This is a genomic window from Agromyces humatus, assembly GCF_021228295.1.
GTDB classification, from domain to species: Bacteria; Actinomycetota; Actinomycetes; order Actinomycetales; family Microbacteriaceae; genus Agromyces; species Agromyces humatus.
Map to the genome: position 1 here is coordinate 152,843 of NZ_JAJQPD010000008.1, position 21,135 is coordinate 173,977.

A 21,135-nucleotide genomic window follows, 5' to 3' on the forward strand; every position below is an offset into this window, starting at 1 on the left:
GGCATGATGAAGTCGGCGTGTCCCCCAAAATGCCGACACCGGAATCCGCACGTGCCCAAGATCAAGACCCCCAAGACGAAGTCCCAGCCGAACCCCGACCTCGCGCCCCTTCCCGAACGCCGTCGATCGACGTTCCGTGAACCCGCTGCCGACGTCGATCTCGGGCTCTTCGGGCTCGCCAAGGGCGACCCCGAGACCGCTGTGACGACGGATCTCGCTGACGCGACGGACGTCGTCGACGTGTCCGCGATCGCAGTGGCGTCGAATGTCGTCGACGTATCCGCGATCGCAGGGGCGTCGGATGTCGCTGCAGCACCCCTGGCGGCTGAGCGGCCCGACACGGCAGAACTGTCGGCGGCCTCCGACGAGCCCGAGCCGGCCGACGAAGCTGGGCCGGCTGACGGTCCCGGGCCGACCGAGGTCCCCGAAGCCGCGCCCGTCGAGGCCGCTGCCGGGCCGTCGCAGCAGCGTGCGCGTCACCGCGCCGACCGCGCCGGCAACCGACGACCCTCGGGCAGCAGCTCCTTCCGCATCGCGCTGCCCGCGCCCTGAGGCTAGTCCGGGCCTCACCCCCGGGGGTATCACGCCCGCAGGCGGACCTCGCGCTCGGTCAGCGCCTCGAGCAGTGCTGCGGCGGTCGCGGCGTCGTCGACCGTCACGACGAAGACTCGCCCATCGCGCCGCGCCACCTGCAGCGCCTCGCCCGAGTGCAGCACGACGCCGAATCGGCCGTCGAGCCCGATGCGAAGGCCCCACCCGCCGAACTCGGCCGACGGTTGCACAGTCGTCACACCCGCCTCGGCGATGTCGCCGAGCGGGATGCGGAACCGGGGCACGCCGATCGAGGACCGCACCGTGAGGCCGGCGCGGTCGACGCGCACGCGGAACACGAACGTGGCGCACGCGAGCACGAGCAGCACGAGTGTGGTGGCGAGCATGGTCCACCACGCAGGCGAACCTGTCACGCCCAGGGCGATCGTGCCGACCGCGAGCGCGATGATGCCGGCCGTGATGCCGAGCATCGCCGGCCCCGACATCGTCGTGGTGCGCACCCAGACCGCACGTTCACCAGGGGCGAGCGCGAGGGCGTCGACCGCCTGCACGGTCGCGCCTGACCCGCCGCTCGTCACGACGTTCGGCTGGGCGAACCACCCTGCGATGCCGGTGAGAAGCGCGGCGCCGACCCCGACGGCGAGCGGCAGGAGGACGCCCGGTGCGTCGTGCGCGTCTTCGAGCCCGCGCTGCATGCCGAACGACCAGGTGAGGGTGACCGCGACCAGCGTCGTGGCACCGAGCGCCACCGCCCCGAGCAGTCGCTGGGTGGGCCCCCACTCGCCCTCGCGCGATGGCACGAGCACGATCGCCGCGAAGAGCGCAGCGAGTCCGCCGCCGAGGACGGCGGTGAACAGCGGAACCGTCCACGCGGGCGCGAATCCGTCGGGTCCGCCGTCGCCCGACCAGTGCGTCGCGACGGTCGCCGGGACCTCGGGCAGCCAGACGAGCATGAGGACGACGGCGATCGCCGTGATCACGACCGGGGCGACGACACCGACCACGAGGTATCGGCGTCGGGCGGCGTGTACGTCGGGTGTGGCGGTCATCGGAACGTCTCCTTCACGAGTGAGGCGAGTGTGTCGGGCGAGAGGCCGAGCGCGCGAGCGCGCTCGGTGAGGGCGACGACATCGTCATGCAGTTGCGCGAGCGGTGCCACCGCGTCGGTGACGACGGCTCCGCGGCCTCGACGCATGTCGACGAGTCCCTCGTCGCGCAGCTCCTGGTACGCGCGCAGCACGGTGTGCAGGTTGACCTCCAGCGAACCCGCGACCTCACGGGCCGAGGGGAGCCGGTCGCCCGGCCGGAGCCGCCCGGCTGCCGCGTCGGCACGCACCGATGCCGCCACCTGCGCGAAGATCGGCACGTCACTCGCGGGATCGACACGGATCAGCATCGCTCTCCTTCACAACTGTTATAGAAATACTAGAACAGTTCGGGTTCACGTGCAATCCCGCCTCGCTGAGGTAGCCGGCTCAGCGGATTGAGCGACGAAGGAGCGTCTCGAACCCCGGCAGAGGGGGGTTTCGAGTCGGTCGCTGCGCTCCCTCCTCAACCCGCTCGAGCGTCGGCCTACGCCCCGGCGAGCGCCGCGTCGACGATCTGCTTCGCCGCCGCCTGCACGGACTTCAGGTGCTCGGGCCCCTCGAACGACTCCGCGTAGATCTTGTAGACATCTTCGGTGCCGCTCGGCCGCGCGGCGAACCAGGCGTTCCCGGTCGTCACCTTGACGCCGCCGATCGCCGCGTCGTTGCCGGGAGCGTGCGAGAGCTTCGCTGTGATCGGCTCGCCTGCGAGCTCGGTCGCCGAGATCGCGTCGCCGTCGAGCTTGCCGAGGGCCGCCTTCTGAGCAGCGGATGCCGCGGCATCCGTTCGCTCGTAGGCGGGATCTCCGAACCGCTCGACCAGCGAGCCGTAGAGCTCCGACGGCGACTTGCCCGTGACCGCACGGATCTCGGACGCCAGCAGGCAGAGCAGGATTCCGTCTTTGTCGGTCGTCCACACCGAGCCGTCGAACCGCAGGAACGACGCGCCCGCGCTCTCTTCGCCGCCGAACCCGACCGATCCGTCGATGAGTCCGGGCACGAACCACTTGAACCCGACGGGCACCTCCCAGAGTCGCCGGCCGAGCGACGCGGCGACCCGGTCGATCATCGACGACGACACCAGGGTCTTGCCGATCGCGGCGTCGGCGCGCCACTCGGGCCGATGCGCGAACAGGTACTCGATCGCCACGGCCAGGTAGTGGTTCGGGTTCATGAGCCCGCCGTCGGGTGTGACGATGCCGTGCCGGTCGGCGTCGGCGTCGTTGCCCGTGACGATGTCGAAGTCGCCCTGATGCGCGAGCACCGAGGCCATCGCACTCGGCGAGGACGGGTCCATGCGGATCTTGCCGTCCCAATCGAGGGTCATGAACGACCACGTCGGATCGACGCGCGCGTTCACGACGGTGAGGTTGAGGTCGTAGTGGTCGCGGATGGCCGCCCAATAGTGCACGGATGCCCCGCCGAGGGGGTCGGCGCCGATGCGGATGCCGCTGCGCCGGATGGCCTCGAAGTCGATGATGTTCGCGAGGTCTGCGACGTAGTTGCCGCGGAAATCGTAGGTTTCGACCCCGCTCGGCTCGGCCTGGTTCGCCGCGCCGCCGCCGCCGGCGATGAGCTCGTTGGCGCGGTTCGCGATCCACGTCGTCGCCTCGGAGTCGGCAGGGCCGCCGTGCGGGGGGTTGTACTTGAAGCCGCCGTCTTGGGGCGGGTTGTGCGACGGCGTGATGACGATGCCGTCGGCCTCGCCCTCGCCGCGGGTCTCGGGGTCGTTGTTCCACTTCAGGATCGCGTGGCTCAGGGCCGGCGTCGGCACGTAGTCGTCGAACTCGTCGACGAGCACGCGCACCTTGTTGCCGACGAGCACGTCGAGGGCCGTCGTCTGGGCGGGGGCGCTCAGGGCGTGGGTGTCGGCGCCGATGAAGAGCGGCCCCGTGATGCCCCGCGACGTGCGGTAGTCGACGATCGCCTGCGTCGTCGCGAGAATGTGGTGCTCGTTGAAGCTCGTGGTGAGCGATGAGCCGCGGTGGCCCGAGGTGCCGAAGACGACGCGTTGCTCGGGTATCGAGGCGTCGGGTTGCTTCTCGTAGTAGGCCCTCACGAGGGCCTCGACGTCGATGAGATCGGATCCGGTCGCCTTGGTTCCCGCGCGCTCGTGCATGATCCCAGTCTTGCGTGGGTTGAGGAGGCGCGCCAGCGCCGTCTGGAATCGTGGGTTGAGGAGGCGCGCCAGCGCCGTCTCGAAACCGCGCCGTGCGTCATCCCGGGTTTCGAGATGCTCGCTGCGCTCGCTCGTCAACCCGCGAGGGCGTGCACCCCCGTCGCGACCGTGTAGATCGCGAGGCCCGCGAGGGCGCCGACGACCGTGCCGTTGATGCGGATGAACTGCAGGTCGCGCCCCACCTGCAGCTCGAGCTTCTCGGTCGTCTCGCGTGGGTCCCACCGCTCGACGGTCTCGGTGATGACGCCCGCGATCTCGTGTCGGTAGTTGCGGACGATGTACGCGGCGGCGTCGATGACCCAGGCGTCGACCTTCGCGGCGAGCTCCTCGTCGGCGGCAAGCCGGGCGCCGACCTCGATCACGGCCGAGCGCAGCCCGGCGCGCAGCTCGCTGGCGGGGTCGGCGAGCGCCGCGTCGAGGCTCTGCTTGACGCTCGCCCACGCCTCCGCGGCGAACTCGCGAACGCGCGGGCTGTCGAGCAGGTCGGCCTTCAGCCGTTCGACGCGGGCGATCACCGCCGGATCGTGCTGCAGGTCGTCGGCGAGTTCGGCGAGGTAGCGATCGATGGCGAGGCGAAGCGGATGTCCCGGCTCCGCCCGTACCGCCCGCACGAACGCGAGCACCTCGCGGTGCGCCCGGTCGTCGACGAGCCGGTCGACGAACCCGGGCACCCACTTCGGCAGCCGGCCCGAGACCATGCTGCCGAACGCCTCGGGATGCCCGGCGAGCCACTCCTCGGCCTTGTCGAGCACGACGTCGATGGCCGCGCGCTGCTGGTCGGCGGCCACGAGGCGGCCGCCGATGCGGCCGATCGCGGGCGCCCACTCGGGTTCGAAGAGGTGCTTGCGGGCGAGCCGCTCGATGACGTCCTCGACATCGTCGTCGCCCAGGAGCGTCAGCACGCCCCGTGCCGCGACGGCGCCCTCGGCGGTCAGACGCTCGGCGTTGTCGGGCTCCGCGAGCCACCCGCCGAGGCGCCGCGCGATGCCGACCGACGACAGCTTGCCGACCACGACCTCCTCGCTCAGGAACTCGTCCTCGACGAACGCGCCGAGCGTGGCGCCGATCTCGTCCTTGCGGTTCGGGATGATCGCGGTGTGCGGGATCGGGATGCCGAGCGGATGCCGGAACAGGGCCGTCACCGCGAACCAGTCCGCGATCGCCCCGACCATCGCCCCTTCGGCCGCGGCCCGCACGTACCCGAGCCACGCGATGTCGTCCTGCAGCGCGAACGACACCGCGAACACCGCCGCCGCGACCACGAGCAGGCTCGTCGCCGCCCGCTTCATGCGCCGCAGCGCCGCCCGTCGCTCCTCGTCGGTCGGCACCGCGGGCCGCTCGACGCGAGCCACGGCCCGACCTTCCTCGGTCGTCGTCATCAGCCGCCCTCCTCGCTTCGTCGGGACTGCGGTCGGTCTCGACGCTAGGCCATCTCCATGTTGCCCGTTCAGGGGATTCGACCGACACGCCGAGACGTGAGCCGCGTGCGGCGGCGTGTTGCCCAAATCCCCTGAACGAGCAGACTGGATCGGCCAGAAGCACCGCGCGAGGGGCAACTAGGCTGGCGTGCATGACCGAAGCCGTGCCCGCGACGCCCGAGGAGACGTACTCATACCTCGGACCGGCCGGCACGTTCACCGAGGCGGCGCTGAAGCAGGTCCCCGAGGCGGCCGGCAGCCACTGGCGGTCGGTGAACAACGTGGGCGAGGCGCTGTCGGATGTCTCGACCGGGCGCTCGACCGCCGCGATGATCGCCATCGAGAACTCGATCGAGGGCGGGGTGAGCGCCACGCAGGACGCGCTCGCGACCGTGCCGGGGCTGCGCATCATCGGCGAGTACGTCGTGCCGGTGAACTTCGTGCTCGTCGCACGCCCGGGCACCACGCTCGGCGAGGTGAGGCTCATCAATGCGCATCCCGTCGCCTATGCGCAGTCGCGTGGCTGGCTCGAGCAGCACCTGCCCGACCATGGGCACATTCCGGCCGCGAGCAACGTGCAGGCCGCGGCATCCCTCTTCGACGGCAGCCAGGCCGACGCGGCGGTCGCGCCGCCCGGCATCACCGACCACCTCGACGTCGACGTGCTCGCGCACGACATCGGCGACAATCCGAACGCGGTCACGCGATTCGTGCTCGTGAGTCGTTCGCGAGCGCTGCCCGAGCCGACCGGTGCCGACAAGACGAGCCTCATCGTCGAGCTGCCGAACGACGAGCCCGGCGCCCTCCTCGCCATGCTCGAGCAGTTCTCGACCCGTGGGGTGAACCTGTCGCTGCTCGAGTCCCGCCCGATCGGCGACGCACTCGGCCGCTACCGGTTCGTCGTCGACCTCGATGGGCACGTTTCCGACGAGCGGGTGGCCGATGCGCTGCTCGGACTGCGACGCACGAGCCCCAAGGTGATCTTCCTCGGTTCGTACCCCCGGGCCGACCAGCGGGCGATCGAGTACCACTCGAAGTTCGACGACGAGATCTTCATCGAGGCGCGCGACTGGCTGCGCGGACTCGTGAGCGGTGAACCCGACACCGACTGAGGCTGGCCATTCTCGGCGCACGAGTCGAGAATGGGGGAATGACCGACAGCACGGCGCGCATCGATCCGCGCTACGACCCGCGGTTCCAGCGCGGCTACGTCGGCAGCGAGACGGATGCCCCGCCCCACGCCGCTTCGCCGCAGCCCGAGTCACCCGTGGTCGCGCCCGTGCCGGTCACGCGTGAGCCGCGCGAGCAGGTCGAGGCTCGCCCCGCTCGCTTCGAGCCCGAGCGGTCGCAGGCTCCGCGCGATGACGTCCATCGGGGCGTGCCGAGTCCGTTCGTGCCGCCCGCAGACCGGGTACCCGGGGCGCAGGAGCCCGGCGGTGGCGCCGAGTCGGCCGCTGCGGAGCAGGCGGCCGTCTTCGCCGAGGTCGAGCCCGATGACCCTGAATCGGCCCGCTACGCCCGGGCCTGGCTCATCGCCGGCTGGCTGTTCTCGGTGGCGATCCTCTTCGGGGGCCTCTGGTGGGCGTGGAACGCGGCCATCGACCCGCGGTACTACACCGGCTTCGGCGGCTCCGACTCCGACATGTTCCTGTACCTGCAGTGGAGCGTGCCGCCGGCCATGGTGATGATCGGCGGCCTCGGCGCGGTCGTGGTGACGACGTTCGCGGGGATGCACCAGCTCGCGGCATCCCGTCGACAGGCTCAGGACGGCGCCGTCGATCGCGACGCCGATCGGGCTCCGTCGGCGTTCCCGCGCGTGCCGACCGCCTACGTGCTCATCGCGATCGCCGTCATCGGGTTCATCGCGACGTACTGGCTGGCCGGGCTCATCGGGGCTGGTCAGTCGGTGATGTGGACGGAGTCCGGACCGCCCGCCGGTCAGCTGACGACAGTCGCGCTCTCGCGAGTCGGCGACGTGGGGCTCGCGCCGATCTCTGCGACGGCGTTCGCGGCGGTCATCGGCCTCGTGCTGCTCGGCGTGCAATCGGCACGCCCGCAGCGAGCGGCACGGCGCGCCACCTGAACGAGCGCGTCCTCAGCGCGGAACGCGCACGACGAGCGACGCAGGAGCGACGGTGAACGTCGCGCCGACCACCTGGCCGAACTCGTCGCCGTCGATCTCGAACTCCTCGGGGCCCCCATCGATGCCGATCTCGACCGAGCGGCCGCGCAGGTAGACGATGTGCTGGCGCCTGTTGCCGCCGGTGAGGTCGATGAGCTGGCGGCCGAGCGTCGACTTGCGCAGCACCTGGTTCTCCCAGGTGACCGTGCGCCAGATCATCAGCCAGCCGAAGATGTTGCTCGGCTGGAGCACGACCACGTCGAGCTTGCCGTCGTCGAGTTCGGCGTCGGGGATGAGCTCGATGTTCCCGGGCAGATAGCCGAGGTTGGCCACGAGGATGCTCGCGACCTTCGAGCGGTGATGCCGCCCGCCATCGAGCCGGTGGGTGGCGCGGTAGGGCTTCGAGGACGGGATCGCGCGCAGGCCTGCGTCGACGTACGCGAGCCAACCGACTCGTTTCTTCAGTTCGGGGTTGGTGTTCGAGATCATCGTCGCGTCGATGCCGATGCCGGCCATCACGAGCGACACGTGCGACTCGTCGGAGCCGTCGGGCCGGGTGATGTCGGCGACGATGACGTCGACCGCGTGGTCGCCGCCCGAGAACGCGAGCACGACCGCGTCGTCGAGGTCGTTCACCGGGATGCCGAGGTTGCGGGCGAACAGGTTGCCGGTGCCGAGCGGCACGATGCCCATGGGCAGGCCGGTGCCGCGCAGCCCTGCAGCCACCGCCCGCACCGTGCCGTCGCCGCCCGCGGCGATCACGAGGTCGACGCCGGCTTCGACCGCCTCGTGCGCCATGCTCTTGCCCGGGTCGTCTTCGGTCGTCTCGATCCACATCGCCGCAGCGAACTCCTGCCGCTGCTCGGCTCGGGCGACGGCCTCGCGCAGTGTGCGCACACCCTGCTTCGAGGGGTTGAAGATCACCGCTGCGCGCGGGCGCGACGCCGCGACATCCGCCGCTTTCCCTTGATCGCTCGCCACGAAGCCAACGGTATTCCATCGGGGCCTCCAGAGCCGAGAGCGCGCGGATGCCCCGGCTAGACTTGCTCGGGTGATCGACCCCGTGCTGCTCCGCGAGAACCCCGACCTCATCAAGCGTTCGCAAGAGCTCCGCGGCGAGTCCGTGGCGTTCGTCGACGAGGCCGTCGCGGCCGACGCCGCGCGCCGCACGGCCATCACGGTGTTCGAGGCGCTGCGCGCCGAGCAGAACGCCTTCGGCAAGCAGGTCGCGCAGGCGCCCAAAGAGGCCAAGGCCGCACTCGTCTCCGAGGCGCAAGAGCTCGCCGGCCGGGTGAAGGCGGCCAACCAGGTGGTGAGCGACGCCGAGGCCGAGTTCACGCTCGCGGTGCAGAAGCTCGGCAACATCGTCCTCGACGGAGTGCCCGCCGGCGGCGAAGACGACTACATCGTGCTGCGCGAGGTCGGCGAGCTGCCCGCGTTCGAGTTCGAGCCCCGTGACCACCTCGAGATCGGCGAGCTGCTCGACGCCATCGACATGCAGCGAGGGGCCAAGGTCTCGGGCGCCCGCTTCTCGTACCTCAAGGGCGTCGGCGCCCGGCTCGAGCTCGCCATCATGAACATGGGCCTCGACCGGGCGATCGCCGCCGGCTTCACGCCGCTCATCACGCCCACGCTCGTGCGCCCCGAGATCATGCAGGGCACCGGCTTTCTCGGCGCCCACTCGGAAGACATCTACTACCTGCCCGACGACGAGCTCTACCTCACGGGCACGAGCGAGGTCGCGCTCGCCGGCTACCACGCCGACGAGATCCTCGACGTGTCGGGCGGGCCCCTGCGCTACGCCGGCTGGTCGACCTGTTACCGCCGCGAGGCGGGTAGCCACGGAAAAGACACGCGCGGCATCATCCGCGTGCACCAGTTCAACAAGCTCGAGATGTTCAGCTACATCGACCCGGCCGACGCCGAGGCCGAGCACGAGCGCCTGCTCGCCTGGCAGGAGGGAATGCTGCAAGACCTCGGCCTCGCCTACCGCGTCATCGACACCGCGGCCGGCGACCTCGGATCGAGCGCCGCTCGCAAGTACGACGTCGAGGCGTGGGTGCCCACGCAGGGCGCCTACCGCGAGCTCACCTCGACCTCGAACTGCACGACGTTCCAGGCCCGCCGCCTCGACATCCGCCACCGCACCGAGAGCGGCAGGACGGCACCGGTGGCGACCCTCAACGGCACGCTCGCGACGACGCGGTGGATCGTCGCGATCCTCGAGACCCACCAGCAGGCAGACGGGTCGGTCGTCGTGCCCGAGGCGCTGCGCGGGTACCTCGGCGGGCTCGAGCGCCTCGAGCCGGTGGCGCGATGAGCACCGATCCACTCGCGCGTCGGTCGAGGAGCGACGAAGGAGCGTATCGGGACCACGCCGACGCATCTCGATACGGCGCCGGCGCGCCTACGCGATCAGCAGAGTCGGATGGCACGTGGTTCGTCGCCCTCGATGTCGACGGCACGATCATGCACCAGGACGAGACCATCGACGGCTCGGTCGCCGACGCCGTCGCCGCGGCCGTCGAGCGCGGGCACCTCGTGACCCTCGCGACCGGTCGGTCGTGGGCGACGACGGCACCGGTGCTCGAGCACCTCGGCCTCGAGCCCGAGTACGTCGTCTGCGCGAACGGCGCCATCACGATGCGCCGCGACACCGCAGCATCCGGGGGGTACGTGCGCGAGCACGTCGAGACCTTCGACCCGACCGCGGTGCTCGAGCGCATCCGCGCGTTCCTGCCCGCGGGCAAGTTCATGGTCGAACTTCCCGACGGCTTCCGGCTGTACACCACCGGAATGGTCGAGTGGAACCTCGACAACGCCCGCGAGGTCGAGTTCGGTGAACTGCTCGACCAGCGCGCGACCCGCGTGGTCGTGACGAGCCTCGAGCACGGGCTCGACGAGTTCTTCGAGATCGTCGACCAGATGGGCCTGCATCACGTGAGCTACGCGATCGGGTGGACGGCGTGGCTCGACATCGCCCCCGACGGCGTCAACAAGGCCACCGCGCTCGAACGCGTGCGCGGCTGGCTCGACCTGCCCGCCGACCGGGTGATCGCCGTCGGCGACGGTCGCAACGATCTCGAGATGTTCTCGTGGGCGGGTGCGGCAGGTCGCTCGGTCGCCATGGGCCAGGCCCCCGACGAGGTGCGTGCGGCCGCCGACGAGGTCGCGGGGTCGATCGACGACGCCGGTCTCGCCGCCGTGCTCGACTCGCTGCCCTGAATCCCGCGTCCGAATCCCTGTCTTCGGCCGCGACACGCCGGTAGAATCGGGGCGTCGGAGGGGACGGCGTGAAGGGTGAGGCGCGCGCTGCCGGGGGTGAGGCCGTTGGTCCGCCGCGCCATGGACGCGTGCGCCGACGCTCGGGCGTTGCGACATTCTTCAAGCTCGCGGCATCCGTCATCGCCGTGATCGCCGTGAGCGCTGCCGCGGTCGTCGCCTACGCCACCATCGATCTCGTGCGCACCGTGCAGCAGAAACCGACCGTGACGCTCGCGAACGAGGAGATCCTCGAGGGTGTGCCCGACATCGGCGCGCTCGAGGGGGGCCTCAGCTTTCTGCTGGTCGGCAGTGACAAGCGGCCCGCCGACGGCTCGTTCGGCGACCCCGAGATCGACTCGGCGGTGCTCAACGACGTCACGATGCTCGTGCACCTCGCGCAGGACCACTCGCATGCCGAGGTCGTCAGCTTTCCCCGCGACATGCTCGTGTCGGTGCCCGAGTGCCCAGACCCGGCCGACTCCACGAACACCCTGTCGGCGCTGTTCGAGACGCCCCTGAACGGCGTGCTGCACCACGGCGGACTCGCGTGCGTCGCGCTCACGATCGAGCAGCTCACGGGCGTCAAGATCCCGGTCGGCGGGGTCGTCGAGTTCCAGGGCGTCGCCGCGCTCGCCGAGGCTGTCGGTGGCGTCGAGGTGTGCCTGGCCGATCCGGTCGACGACGACCTGTCGGGTCTGCACCTCGGCGCGGGCAAGCATGTCATCACGGGATACACGGCCCTCTCGTTCCTGCGTACTCGCCATGGCGTGGGCGACGGCAGCGACCTCGGCCGCATCGCGAGTCAGCAGACGTTCCTCGCCTCGCTCTCGCGCACCATGCAGTCGAGCGGCACGCTCGGGAACCCGGTGAAGCTGTACTCGATCGCGAAGGTCATCCTCTCGAACATGCAGCTCTCGAATGCGCTGCAGAACCCGGTGACGCTCGTGTCGATCGCGCGCGCCCTGCAGGCGGTCGACCTCAGCCGCATCGCGTTCGTGCAGTACCCGACCGTGTACACGTCCGATCTCAGGTACGTCTACCCCTCGCCGTCCGCCGAGGCGGTGGACCTCGCGTTGCAGCAGGATCTGCCGATGGCCGTCAACCCCGATGCGACGACGGATGCCTCGTTCGGGACGATTCCCGATCCCACGCCGCCCGCTACCCAACCGGCGACGCCGCCCGCCACCGAACCCGGGGCGTCTGCCATGCCCACGCCCACCCCGACGCCTACGCTCCCGCCCGCCACCCTGCTGCCCGATGACGTCACGGGGCTCACCGCCGACCAGGTGCGCTGCGCGACCGCGAACCCGGGCTGAGCGGGCGCTTCAGGGCTCTCTCAGGCGCGGCTGGAAGGCTGTTCGAGATGCGCGTCGGCTAGAATCGGGGCCTGTCCGCACGATTCCGCCCTCGGGTGGGTGACCCGCGGGCTTGGAGGGCTGTCCGAGCGGCCGATGGAGCTGGTCTTGAAAACCAGTGGGCAGCAATGCCTCGTGGGTTCGAATCCCACGCCCTCCGCGCGAACAGACCACGACCGGCGACACGAGACCAGGCGACACGAGAGGAACACGTGAGAGAAGCGGTGCGACCCACCACGCGTCGCGCGGCGAAGTCACCTTCGGTCGCGCGCCACGGACGCCTCGGCAGGCACTCCGCATGGAAGACCGCGGCGAAGGCCGTGGCATCCGTCGTCGCCGTTGCACTCGTCTCGGGCTCGGCGGTCGCCGCATACGCCGCGTTCGACCTGGCGAGCTCGCTGAAGCCCACGATCACGCTCGACAACGAGGCGGTGCTCGACGGCGTGCCCGATGTCGGCGCCATCGAGGGCGGTGTCAACCTGCTCGTCATCGGCAGCGACAGCCGCGAGGGCCAGGGCGACGCGTTCGGCGACCCCGACGAAGAGACCGCCGTGCTCAACGACGTGACGATGCTCATGCACATCGCCGAAGACCACTCGCACGCCTCGGTCATCAGCTTCCCTCGCGACATGCTCGTGGACGTGCCCGCGTGCACCGACCCTGAAGATCCCGCCGGCGACCCGCTCTACGAGCAGTACGGCGTGAAGATGAACTCGGTGCTCGACTACGGCGGCATGCCGTGCGTCGTCAAGACCGTCGAGCAAATCACCGGCCTGACGATCCCGTTCGCCGGCACCGTGCAGTTCCTGGGCGTGGCGGGCCTCTCCGAGGCTGTCGGCGGTGTCGAGGTGTGCGTCGCCGAACCGATCGTCGACGAGCACACCGACCTCAACCTCTCGGCCGGCACCCACTCGCTCAGGGGCATGGACGCGCTGCAGTTCCTGCGCACTCGGCACGGCGTCGGCGACGGCAGCGACCTCGGGCGCATCTCGAACCAGCAGGTGTTCCTCTCATCGCTCACGCGCAAGCTGCAGAACGGCGGCACGCTCGGCGACCCGGTTGCGCTCTACTCGATCGCGAAGGCCGCGCTCAGCAACATGCAGCTCTCGTCTTCGCTCGTCGATGCCACCCGCATGGTCTCGATCGCGAAGGCCCTGAAAGACACCGACCTCTCGAAGATCGCGTTCATCCAGTACCCGACGGGGTACACCGATGACGGCGGTGCCGTGGTGCCGAGCGAATCGGCGTTGCTCATCAACACCGCGCTGCAGGAAGACCTGCCCGTGATCTTCGACCCCGCGGCCGGCGAGGCGTCGTTCGCCTCGGCGGCCGACCCGAACGCGCCGGTCGAAGAGGCGCCGGTCGAAGAGGCGCCGGTCGAAGAGGCACCGGTCGAAGAGGCACCGGCGACCGATAGCCCAGCTGCGCCCGCGCCGACCGCCGAGGCACTGCCGAGCGATGTCACGGGCCAGACTGCGGCCGAGACCCGCTGCTCGGTGGCGAACGACGGCTGAGCGCCCGAATCGGCACGAATCGTCAGTTCGGGCACCCTCGGGTTATGATTGCTCGCGTGTGCGCGCAAGCGTTCACGAGGAGACGTCGCATAGTCCGGCCGAGTGCACCACCCTGCTAAGGTGGAGTCCCCGTAAGGGGACCAGGGGTTCAAATCCCCTCGTCTCCGCTCTCTGATACCTCAGGCAAGAAGCAGTGGCCCTCGCATTCCGCGGGGGCCATTCTCGTCGTTCGGCGTGCGACCCCTCGTGGGATTTCGGCGCGCCATCGGGACTTCCCGAGTATTCATCAGAACACGGTGCATGCTTGCGTCAACCTCTTCGGCTCGCAGAGTGGGACCCCGATGGCGGACATCACCCGACGCACGGTACTCCTTGCTGTGGCAGCGGCTTCAGCGGCTTCGTTGACGGGCTGCGAGCAACCGGACGTCGTGCAGGCGGCCCCCGCGACGTCGCCGCCGATGCCTGCGCGCGTGCCGGTTCCTCCGGGCACGCTGACGGAACTCCCGCCGGCGTCGGGCAGCGTGATGGCGTGGACCGTCGACGACGGAACCAGCTCAGAGGTCGTCGGCGCGTACTCCACGTTCGCGGCCGCGACCGGGACGCGGCTGACGATGTTCGTCAACGGGATCTACTCGAGCTGGGATGAGAACGCCGAAGCGCTGCGACCGCTCGTGGCATCGGGCCAGGTCCAACTCGCGAACCACACCTGGTCGCATCCGGATCTCACGACCCTTGACGACGCGTCGATCCAGGCCGAGCTGCAGCGCAATCACGACTACCTCGCCGAGAGGTACGGCGTGGATGCGCGACCGTACTTCCGTCCGCCGTACGGAGCGCACGACGACCGCGTCGATGCCGCGGCTGCGGCGATCGGATACACGACGCCGACGCTCTGGTACGGGTCGCTGGCAGACTCCGGGGAGCTGCCCGATCAGCAGATCGTCGACCTGGCGAACGAGTGGTTCGCCTCGGGACGGATCATCATCGGGCATCTGAATCACCTTCCGGTCACACGGGTCTTCGATCAGCTCATCGACATCCTCGAGACGAGGGCATTGACGACGGTCACCCTGAACGATGTCTTCATCAGCGCCGCCCACCCATGATCGATCGGCACGTCACCCGCACCGCGTGCCGCGAGGATGCGGCGGCGTGAGTCAGACCTCGTTTCCGTGCCGCAGCTTCACCGGCCGCAGCCGGATCCACACCAGGCTGATGAGGCCGTGCGTGAAGTCGATGGTCATGGCCGCGATCGTCTCGTCGCCACGGTTGAGCATGAGCCCGGCCTGGGCGTTGACCGGGCGCTCGTCGATGACGAGGCCCGGTTTCTCCGCCATGCCATGCAGGAGCAGCGTGATCGCGTCGCGCACACCGCGCACCACCCTGATCGTCGGATGATCCTGATCGCCGTCGTCGACGACCACGGCGACACCCGGGTCCAACAGCGACCCGAGCCGCGTGGCGTCGCCGCTCTCCGCGGCCGTGCGAAACTCGTGCACCCGCTTGTGGTGCGGCGGGCGCACGAGCCGTCCCCAGCGTGATGAGGCGGCCGGCTTCCCCGGCCCGGTTCTCTGTTTCCGTCTCCCTGACATCGTTCACCCCAGTCCGCTTCCGGTGATCTTCCGACCACGGGTTCTCACAATGAAGACCCCGTTGCGGGCGATTCTGTGACATCGAGCGTGCGGGATGCACCGCGTGCGGGCGGCTGTGGGACGGCGCGCCGAGAGTGGCGACGGGTGATGTCGATGTCGCCGGGTGTTGGTAGTTTGGTGCGCATTCTCCACCACCACTGAAGGCGGCCCTGATGCGTCGATCGTTCCCCGGTTCCGTGCTCGCAACGGTCGCCACCGCAACACTGTTGGCGACCGCTGCCGCACCGCCGGTCGCCTTCGCGGCGCCGAATCACGTCGTGAACGGGGCGCCGCATGCGGCGGCGATCTCGACGCCTCCCGGCGCAGGCGATGCGCCCGTCATGGGCGAGTACCCCGCCTCCGAGTACCGTGCCGAGGCGGTCTCGCTCGAGGTCGGGCTCGTCGATGCGATCGAGACCGATCTCGGGCTGTCGGCCGCCGAATACCTGGCCGCCGCCGACGCCGCGGTCGACGCGGCCGACGTGCTTGAGCACCTCGAGCAGCAGCACGTCGACACGACCGATGCGGTGCTCGACGGCACGACGCTCACGGTGCTCGTCGACTCGACCGAGAGCGCCGAGGCCGTCGCTGCGGTCGGTGCGACGCCGGTGTTCGAGCCGACTGCCGAGATGCTCGCCGACTACTCCGGCGTGGCCTTCGAGGCGGCTGCCGACCTGCTCGGCGGTACCGGGTGGGCGATCGACGCCGCCGACCTCAACGGGAACGGAACGCCCGACGACGGCTACGTGGTCTGTTCCGTCGCATTCAACGGCAGGCTGAAGGCGGGCGGCGCGCATCAGGTCAGCACCGCAGGTCACTGCCTCGATGGCACGGCCTTCCCCGGCGCATCCGCGAGTGCGCTCGACCAATCGAGGCCCAACCAGTTCCAGGGCCCGGGAGCCACCCTCGGCACCCCGATCGCCTCGTCGGTGCGATTCGGCGCCGCGGTCGATTCCGCCCGCATCGCCGTCGACCCGGCCTGGACACCCAGGCCATCCGTCTCCATCTGGGGCGGTGGCTCAGGCTCTCCCTCTGCGGGCACGCCGGTCGCGGTCCGCGGCGCGACGGCAGTGGTCGTCGGCGCCAGGCTCTGCAAGTCCGGGCGCACGACCGGCTGGACCTGCGGCACCGTGCGTGCCGTTGACGAGGCGGCCTTCGTCAGCGAGCGCCTCGTCAACGCGATCATCGCCGACACGTGCGTGCTCGGCGGCGACAGCGGCGGGGCCGCGCTCATCGGCGACTACGCGGCCGGCATCACTTCTGGTTCGACCGCGGGCGATGTCTGCATCCGCGGCGACCTCAGTGCCTTCTTCTCGGTGCTCTCGCCCGCAGGGCCCGACCTGCTCGACTTCAACAGCGACTGGGAGCTCTCGGTAGCGGTGTCGAAGCCGCAGATCACCTCGATCCTCGGCGGACGTTCCTACCCTGATGTGCCCGTGCGAGGCACTGTGCCCAACGCGCCCGCGGGCACCCGCGTGTCGCTGTACCTCGACGGCGCGACCGCCCCCACGTCGACGTTCACGCTCACGAGCCGCGGCGGAACGTTCAGCCTCCCGTTCGGCGGGGCCTCGCTCGGGTCGCACGCATGGCGTGTCGTCGCCTCGCAGGGGCTGCACTCGTCCGCGACGGCGAGCGGAACGGTCGCGCTGGTCGCACGGCCCGCGACCGACCGCCTGTTCGGGCCGACCCGGTACGAGACCGCGATCGCGACCTCGGTGAAGGCATTCCCCTCTCCCGCCGCCGTGCCCGTCGTCTACCTCGCCTCGGGCGAGGGCTTCGCCGACGCTCTCAGTGCGGCCCCCGCGGCGGCGAAGGGCGGTGGCCCGCTGCTGCTGACGCCCCGCTCCGGGCCGACGGCCGCGATCCTCGCCGAGATGCGTCGTCTGAACCCCGCGAAGATCGTGATCGTGGGAGGCACAGGTGCCGTCGCGTCATCCGCCGACGCAACGCTGCGCGCCATCGCGCCGGTGCAGCGCATCGGCGGAACCGACCGCTACGACACGAGCCGCAAGCTGGTCAACGCGGCGTTCCCCGCGCCGACCCAGGCGGTCTACGTCGCCTCGGGTGCCAACTATCCCGACGCCCTCGCGGCGGGCGCCGCTGCCGGGTCGATCGACTCGCCGGTCGTGCTCACTCGTGGAGCCGCGCTCGATGAGGTGACGCGGCAGCTGGTGCAGCGCCTCGCCCCGCAGCGCATCCGCGTCGCCGGCGGGGCGGCCATCGTGTCGAACACCGTGCTCGCGCAGCTCACGCCCATCGCCGCGGACACGAAGCGCGTCTCCGGTGCCGACCGCTACACGACGGCCGCTGCGATCAACACCGACGCATTCGGCAGCGCGACGCGCGCATTCGTGGCGAGCGGGCTCAACTTCCCCGACGCGCTCGCCGGCGCGGCCTACGCCGGCAGCTTGGCGGCGCCGCTCTACCTGAGCGCGCCGAAGTGCCTCCCCGCTGCCGCTGCGACCGACCTGCTGCGCCTCGGCGTCGGGCAGGTCACGTTCTTCGGCTCGGCGGCGGTGCTGTCGAGCAACGTCTCGGCACTGCGTCCCTGCTGACCCGGCCGTCGTGCGTTACGACGCCGCCTTCTTCTTCGCAGCTGCCTTCTTCGCGGCCGGCTTCTTCTCGCCCGCAGCGCCCTTCTTCGCTGTGTCGGTCGCCTTCGACGAGCCCGAACCCGAACCCGAGCCCTTGCCACCGCTCTCGCGCTTCGACGCGATCGATTGGCGCAGCGCCTCCATGAGGTCGATGACCTCGCCGCCCTTCTCCTGCTCGGGCTGCTCGCCGAACGTCGCAGCGGTGTCGATGGCGTCGCCCTGCTCGAGCTTCGCCGCGATGAGGGTGCGCAGCTCCTGCTGGTACTCGTCGACGTACTGCTCGGGTTCGAAGTCGTTGACGAGGCTGTCGACGAGCTGCTTCGAGAGGTCGAGCTCCTTCGGCGAGATCTTCACCGCCTCGTCGAGCGAGGCGAAGTCGGCGGCGCGCACCTCGTCGCTCCACAGCAGGGTCTGCACGACGAGCACGTCGCCGCGCACGCGCAGCGCCGCGAGGCGGCTCTTCTGGCGCAGCGACATGCGCACGATCGCGGTGCGATCGGTCGACTCGAGGGTCTCGCGCAGCAGCACGTACGCCTTCGACGACGCCGAATCGGGTTCGAGGAAGTAGCTGCGGTCGAGCATGATCGGGTCGATCTGCGCGCTCGGCACGAACTCGACGACATCGATCTCACGGCTGCGCTCGGCCGGGAGCGCCTTGAGGTCGGCATCGGTGATGACGACGGTGCGCTCGCCGTCGTCGTAGGCCTTGTCGATGTCTTGGTACGGCACGACTTCGCCGTCGATCTCGCAGACGCGTTGGTACCTGATGCGCCCGCCGTCGGCGGCGTGCACCTGGTGCAGTGACACGTCGTGGTCTTCGGTGGCGCTGTAGAGCTTGACGGGCACATTGACCAGGCCGAATGTGACCGCCCCTTTCCAGACGGCTCGCATGCCTACCAGTACACACCCCAGACACCCGCGAGGCATAGCCCGATGCCAAGATGGGGGCATGGCCGAGGGCTCGCGTCAGCTCGTCGAGGTCGACGGTCGCAGGCTGCGGCTGACGAACCTCGAGAAGGTCATGTATCCCGAGACGGGCACGACCAAGGGCGAGGTGATCTCGTACTACGCCGAGATCGCGTCGGTCATGGTGCCGTTGGTGGCCGGCCGGCCGGTGACGCGCAAGCGTTGGGTGCACGGCGTCGGCACGGCCGATGACCCGGCACAGCCGTTCTTCGAGAAGAACCTCGCCGAGCACGCGCCCGAGTGGGTGCGGCGAGGCGTCATCCAGCACTCCGACGGGCCGAAGACCTATCCCATCGCGGGCGACCGCGCGACGCTCGTGTGGCTCGCCCAGCAGGCGGCGCTCGAGCTGCACGTGCCGCAGTGGCGGTTCGACGCGCAGGGCGGTGCCACAAATCCCGACCGCATGGTCTTCGACCTCGACCCGGGCGAGGGCATGGGCCTCGCCGAGTGCGCCGAGGTGGCGCGCCTCGTACGCGACCTCATCGCGGGCATGGGACTCGAGGCGATGCCGGTGACGAGCGGCAGCAAGGGGATCCACCTCTATGCGGCGCTCGACGGGTCGCAGACGTCGCAGCAGGTATCGGATGTCGCACACGAGCTCGCCCGCGCGCTCGAGGCCGACCATCCCGATCTCATCGTGTCGAGCATGCGCAAGACGCTGCGCACGAGTCGCGTGCTCATCGACTGGAGCCAGAACAACGGCAAGAAGACCACGATCGCGCCGTACTCGCTGCGCGGCAGGTCGCGCCCGACGGTCGCGGCACCCCGCACGTGGGAGGAGCTCGACGATCCGGGGCTTCGCCACCTCGAGGCATCCGAGGTGCTCGCCCGGGCCGCCGACGGGGTCGACCCGATGCGGGCGATCACCGAGCGGTCGCATGGCGGGCCGCTGTCGGAGTACCTCTCCATGCGGTCGACCGGCAAGACGCCCGAGCCCATGCCGGCCTCGACGTGGGGTGCCGCCAGCGCGCCGGGTGACGACTCCGCGCGGTTCGTCATTCAGGAGCACCACGCCCGTCGCCTGCACTTCGACCTGCGGCTCGAGCGCGACGGGGTGCTCAAGAGCTGGGCGGTGCCCAAGGGCGTGCCCGAGACATCCGGCGTCAACCATCTCGCGGTGCAGACCGAGGACCACCCGATGGAGTACGCGACGTTCGAGGGCACCATTCCGGCGGGGGAGTACGGCGCCGGCTCGATGACGATCTGGGACACCGGCACGTACGCCACCGAGAAGTGGCGCGACGAGGAGGTCATCATCGACCTCGACGGACAGCCGGGCGGGCCCCTCGGCGGTGTCGTGCGGGTCGCGCTCATCCGCACCGACGGGTCGGGCGAGAAGAGCAGCTGGCTGCTGCACCGCATGAAGGACCAGCGGCCGCACGCGCGGGTTGAGGAGGCGCGCCAGCGCCGTCTCGAAACTGCGGGCGACGACGAGGGTTTCGCGACGCGTCCTCCTGCGTCGGGCGCTCCTCGACCCGCGATGATCCGTGAGCGGCCGATGCTCGCCACGCCCGGCACCGTCGGCATGCTCGCCCGCGGTGACTGGGCGCTCGAGTGGAAGTGGGACGGCATCCGGGTGCTCGCGCGTGTCGAGGGCGGCGGCGTGCGACTCATGAGCCGCAACGGCATCGACATCACCGAGCGGTACCCCGAACTCGCCCGCCTGCCCGAGGTCATCGACGGCGACGCCCTCGTCGACGGCGAGATCGTCGCGCTCGACGCCGAGGGCCGGCCAGATTTCGGCCGGCTGCAGGAGCGCATGGGACTCACCAAGCCTCGCGAGATCGCCGCGGTCGCGGCATCCGTGCCGGTTCGCCTGCTGCTGTTCGACGTGCTCGAGGTCGACGGCGCGTCGGTGGTGGCCGAGCCCTACCGCGCCCGGCGGGCGCGACTCGCAGAGCTGGCGCGCCGCGTGCCCGGGGTGCCCGTCGAGGTGCCGCCGGCCGCCGAGGGGACGCCGGCCGACGCGCTCGACGAGAGCCGCATGCTGGGGCTCGAGGGGATCGTCGCGAAACGACCGGGCTCGGCCTACCGGCCGGGCGCGCGCACCGACGAATGGGTGAAGCTCAAGGTCACACGCACGCAGGAGGTCGTCATCGGCGGATACCGGCGCGGCGTCGGCACGCGCACTGGTCGTATCCGGTCACTGCTCGTCGGCATCCCCGGCGCACGCGGGCTCGAGCACGGGCTCGAGTACGCGGGCCGGGTCGGGTCGGGCCTGGGTGAGAAGGAACTCGATCGCCTGCTGGCGACCTTCTCCGAGACCGAGCAGCCGGATGCCCCGTTCCTCGACGTTCCCGCGGCCGACGCCGCCGACGCGGTGTGGGTGCGGCCCGGACTGGTCGGTGAGATCGAGTTCAGCGGATGGACCGGCACGGGCGTCGCCCGCCATCCGCGGTGGCGGGGCCTGCGCACCGATATCGACCCCGCCGACGTGCGTCGCGAGGAGTGATGC

The 21,135-nt window shown here is 70.3% G+C and carries 17 protein-coding genes and 2 tRNA genes; 12 read left to right on the top strand and 7 right to left on the bottom strand.

Translation table 11 applies throughout. The features are described 5' to 3' along the window. Positions 1–51: 51 nt before the first annotated feature. Complete coding sequence (locus LSF15_RS14385) at positions 52–552, top strand: hypothetical protein (protein WP_232499241.1); 501 nt, start codon at positions 52–54, stop codon at positions 550–552. Between the two features lie 29 nt (positions 553–581). On the opposite strand, the gene LSF15_RS14390 is transcribed toward LSF15_RS14385, so the two are convergent. The 4 genes from LSF15_RS14390 to LSF15_RS14405 all read right to left on the bottom strand — a co-directional run bounded on the left by LSF15_RS14390 (position 582) and on the right by LSF15_RS14405 (position 5,195). Further along, positions 582–1,601, bottom strand: coding sequence for a DUF1648 domain-containing protein (locus LSF15_RS14390; protein WP_232499242.1), 1,020 nt, complete (start codon positions 1,599–1,601; stop codon positions 582–584). After that, positions 1,598–1,948 carry a GntR family transcriptional regulator gene (locus tag LSF15_RS14395; protein ID WP_232499243.1) on the bottom strand — a complete coding sequence of 117 codons (351 nt, stop codon included), beginning with the start codon at positions 1,946–1,948 and terminating at the stop codon, positions 1,598–1,600. The genes LSF15_RS14390 and LSF15_RS14395 overlap by 4 nt, the downstream gene beginning before the upstream one ends. A gap of 176 nt (positions 1,949–2,124) precedes the next feature. After that, positions 2,125–3,756: a phosphoglucomutase (alpha-D-glucose-1,6-bisphosphate-dependent) gene (pgm, locus tag LSF15_RS14400; protein WP_232499244.1), complete on the bottom strand. Its 1,632-nt coding sequence runs from the start codon at positions 3,754–3,756 to the stop codon at positions 2,125–2,127. Between the two features lie 134 nt (positions 3,757–3,890). Beyond that, entirely contained in the window at positions 3,891–5,195 is a 1,305-nt protein-coding gene (locus LSF15_RS14405; protein ID WP_232499245.1) for a DUF445 domain-containing protein, read from the bottom strand. Between the two features lie 191 nt (positions 5,196–5,386). Between LSF15_RS14405 and pheA the strand changes: the two genes are divergently transcribed. Both pheA and LSF15_RS14415 read left to right on the top strand, forming a co-directional pair. Further along, positions 5,387–6,346 carry a prephenate dehydratase gene (gene pheA, locus LSF15_RS14410; protein ID WP_232499246.1) on the top strand — a complete coding sequence of 320 codons (960 nt, stop codon included), beginning with the start codon at positions 5,387–5,389 and terminating at the stop codon, positions 6,344–6,346. 38 nt (positions 6,347–6,384) lie between these two features. Next, positions 6,385–7,317, top strand: coding sequence for a hypothetical protein (locus LSF15_RS14415; protein ID WP_232499247.1), 933 nt, complete (start codon positions 6,385–6,387; stop codon positions 7,315–7,317). A 12-nt stretch (positions 7,318–7,329) separates the two neighbouring features. On the opposite strand, the gene LSF15_RS14420 is transcribed toward LSF15_RS14415, so the two are convergent. Continuing rightward, positions 7,330–8,337 carry a diacylglycerol/lipid kinase family protein gene (locus LSF15_RS14420; RefSeq protein WP_232499248.1) on the bottom strand — a complete coding sequence of 336 codons (1,008 nt, stop codon included), beginning with the start codon at positions 8,335–8,337 and terminating at the stop codon, positions 7,330–7,332. A 70-nt stretch (positions 8,338–8,407) separates the two neighbouring features. Here LSF15_RS14420 and serS point away from each other — a divergent pair, with 70 nt between their 5' ends. From serS to LSF15_RS14455, 7 genes are all read left to right on the top strand, one after another. Beyond that, a complete protein-coding gene (gene serS, locus LSF15_RS14425; RefSeq protein WP_232499249.1) occupies positions 8,408–9,676 on the top strand; it encodes a serine--tRNA ligase in 1,269 nt (422 codons plus the stop codon). Beyond that, positions 9,673–10,581: an HAD family hydrolase gene (locus LSF15_RS14430; RefSeq protein ID WP_232499250.1), complete on the top strand. Its 909-nt coding sequence runs from the start codon at positions 9,673–9,675 to the stop codon at positions 10,579–10,581. Before serS ends, LSF15_RS14430 begins: the two co-directional genes overlap by 4 nt. A 128-nt stretch (positions 10,582–10,709) precedes the next feature. Further along, the gene (locus LSF15_RS14435; RefSeq protein ID WP_232499251.1) at positions 10,710–11,936 is read left to right on the top strand and encodes an LCP family protein; all 1,227 of its coding nucleotides are present in this window, start codon (positions 10,710–10,712) and stop codon (positions 11,934–11,936) included. Between the two features lie 114 nt (positions 11,937–12,050). Then, a tRNA-Ser gene (locus LSF15_RS14440) sits at positions 12,051–12,135 on the top strand. Positions 12,136–12,199: 64 nt separating this feature from the next. Next, on the top strand, positions 12,200–13,489 hold the full coding sequence (locus LSF15_RS14445) for an LCP family protein (protein WP_232499252.1): 1,290 nt from the start codon (positions 12,200–12,202) through the stop codon (positions 13,487–13,489). A gap of 78 nt (positions 13,490–13,567) precedes the next feature. Then, positions 13,568–13,656, top strand: a tRNA-Ser gene (locus LSF15_RS14450). A 303-nt stretch (positions 13,657–13,959) separates the two neighbouring features. Beyond that, the gene (locus LSF15_RS14455) at positions 13,960–14,595 is read left to right on the top strand and encodes a polysaccharide deacetylase family protein (RefSeq protein ID WP_232499253.1); all 636 of its coding nucleotides are present in this window, start codon (positions 13,960–13,962) and stop codon (positions 14,593–14,595) included. A gap of 51 nt (positions 14,596–14,646) precedes the next feature. Here LSF15_RS14455 and LSF15_RS14460 read toward each other — a convergent pair whose 3' ends face one another. Beyond that, positions 14,647–14,988, bottom strand: coding sequence for a sigma-70 family RNA polymerase sigma factor family protein (locus LSF15_RS14460; RefSeq protein WP_232499254.1), 342 nt, complete (start codon positions 14,986–14,988; stop codon positions 14,647–14,649). Positions 14,989–15,293: 305 nt separating this feature from the next. On the opposite strand from LSF15_RS14460, the gene LSF15_RS14465 reads away from it, so the two are divergent. After that, positions 15,294–17,675: a cell wall-binding repeat-containing protein gene (locus LSF15_RS14465; RefSeq protein ID WP_232499255.1), complete on the top strand. Its 2,382-nt coding sequence runs from the start codon at positions 15,294–15,296 to the stop codon at positions 17,673–17,675. Positions 17,676–17,690: 15 nt separating this feature from the next. Here LSF15_RS14465 and ku read toward each other — a convergent pair whose 3' ends face one another. After that, complete coding sequence (gene ku, locus LSF15_RS14470; RefSeq protein ID WP_232499256.1) at positions 17,691–18,605, bottom strand: non-homologous end joining protein Ku; 915 nt, start codon at positions 18,603–18,605, stop codon at positions 17,691–17,693. 58 nt (positions 18,606–18,663) lie between these two features. On the opposite strand from ku, the gene LSF15_RS14475 reads away from it, so the two are divergent. Beyond that, the gene (locus LSF15_RS14475; RefSeq protein WP_232499257.1) at positions 18,664–21,132 is read left to right on the top strand and encodes an ATP-dependent DNA ligase; all 2,469 of its coding nucleotides are present in this window, start codon (positions 18,664–18,666) and stop codon (positions 21,130–21,132) included. Positions 21,133–21,135 lie beyond the last annotated feature (3 nt).

Coding starts and splice junctions, on each gene's coding strand:
- LSF15_RS14390 (WP_232499242.1), bottom strand. CDS start 1,601: ATGACCGCCACACCCGACGTACACGCCGCCCGACGCCGATACCTCGTG.
- LSF15_RS14395 (WP_232499243.1), bottom strand. CDS start 1,948: ATGCTGATCCGTGTCGATCCCGCGAGTGACGTGCCGATCTTCGCGCAG.
- pgm (WP_232499244.1), bottom strand. CDS start 3,756: ATGCACGAGCGCGCGGGAACCAAGGCGACCGGATCCGATCTCATCGAC.
- LSF15_RS14405 (WP_232499245.1), bottom strand. CDS start 5,195: ATGACGACGACCGAGGAAGGTCGGGCCGTGGCTCGCGTCGAGCGGCCC.
- pheA (WP_232499246.1), top strand. CDS start 5,387: ATGACCGAAGCCGTGCCCGCGACGCCCGAGGAGACGTACTCATACCTC.
- LSF15_RS14415 (WP_232499247.1), top strand. CDS start 6,385: ATGACCGACAGCACGGCGCGCATCGATCCGCGCTACGACCCGCGGTTC.
- LSF15_RS14430 (WP_232499250.1), top strand. CDS start 9,673: ATGAGCACCGATCCACTCGCGCGTCGGTCGAGGAGCGACGAAGGAGCG.
- LSF15_RS14465 (WP_232499255.1), top strand. CDS start 15,294: ATGCGTCGATCGTTCCCCGGTTCCGTGCTCGCAACGGTCGCCACCGCA.
- ku (WP_232499256.1), bottom strand. CDS start 18,605: ATGCGAGCCGTCTGGAAAGGGGCGGTCACATTCGGCCTGGTCAATGTG.
- LSF15_RS14475 (WP_232499257.1), top strand. CDS start 18,664: ATGGCCGAGGGCTCGCGTCAGCTCGTCGAGGTCGACGGTCGCAGGCTG.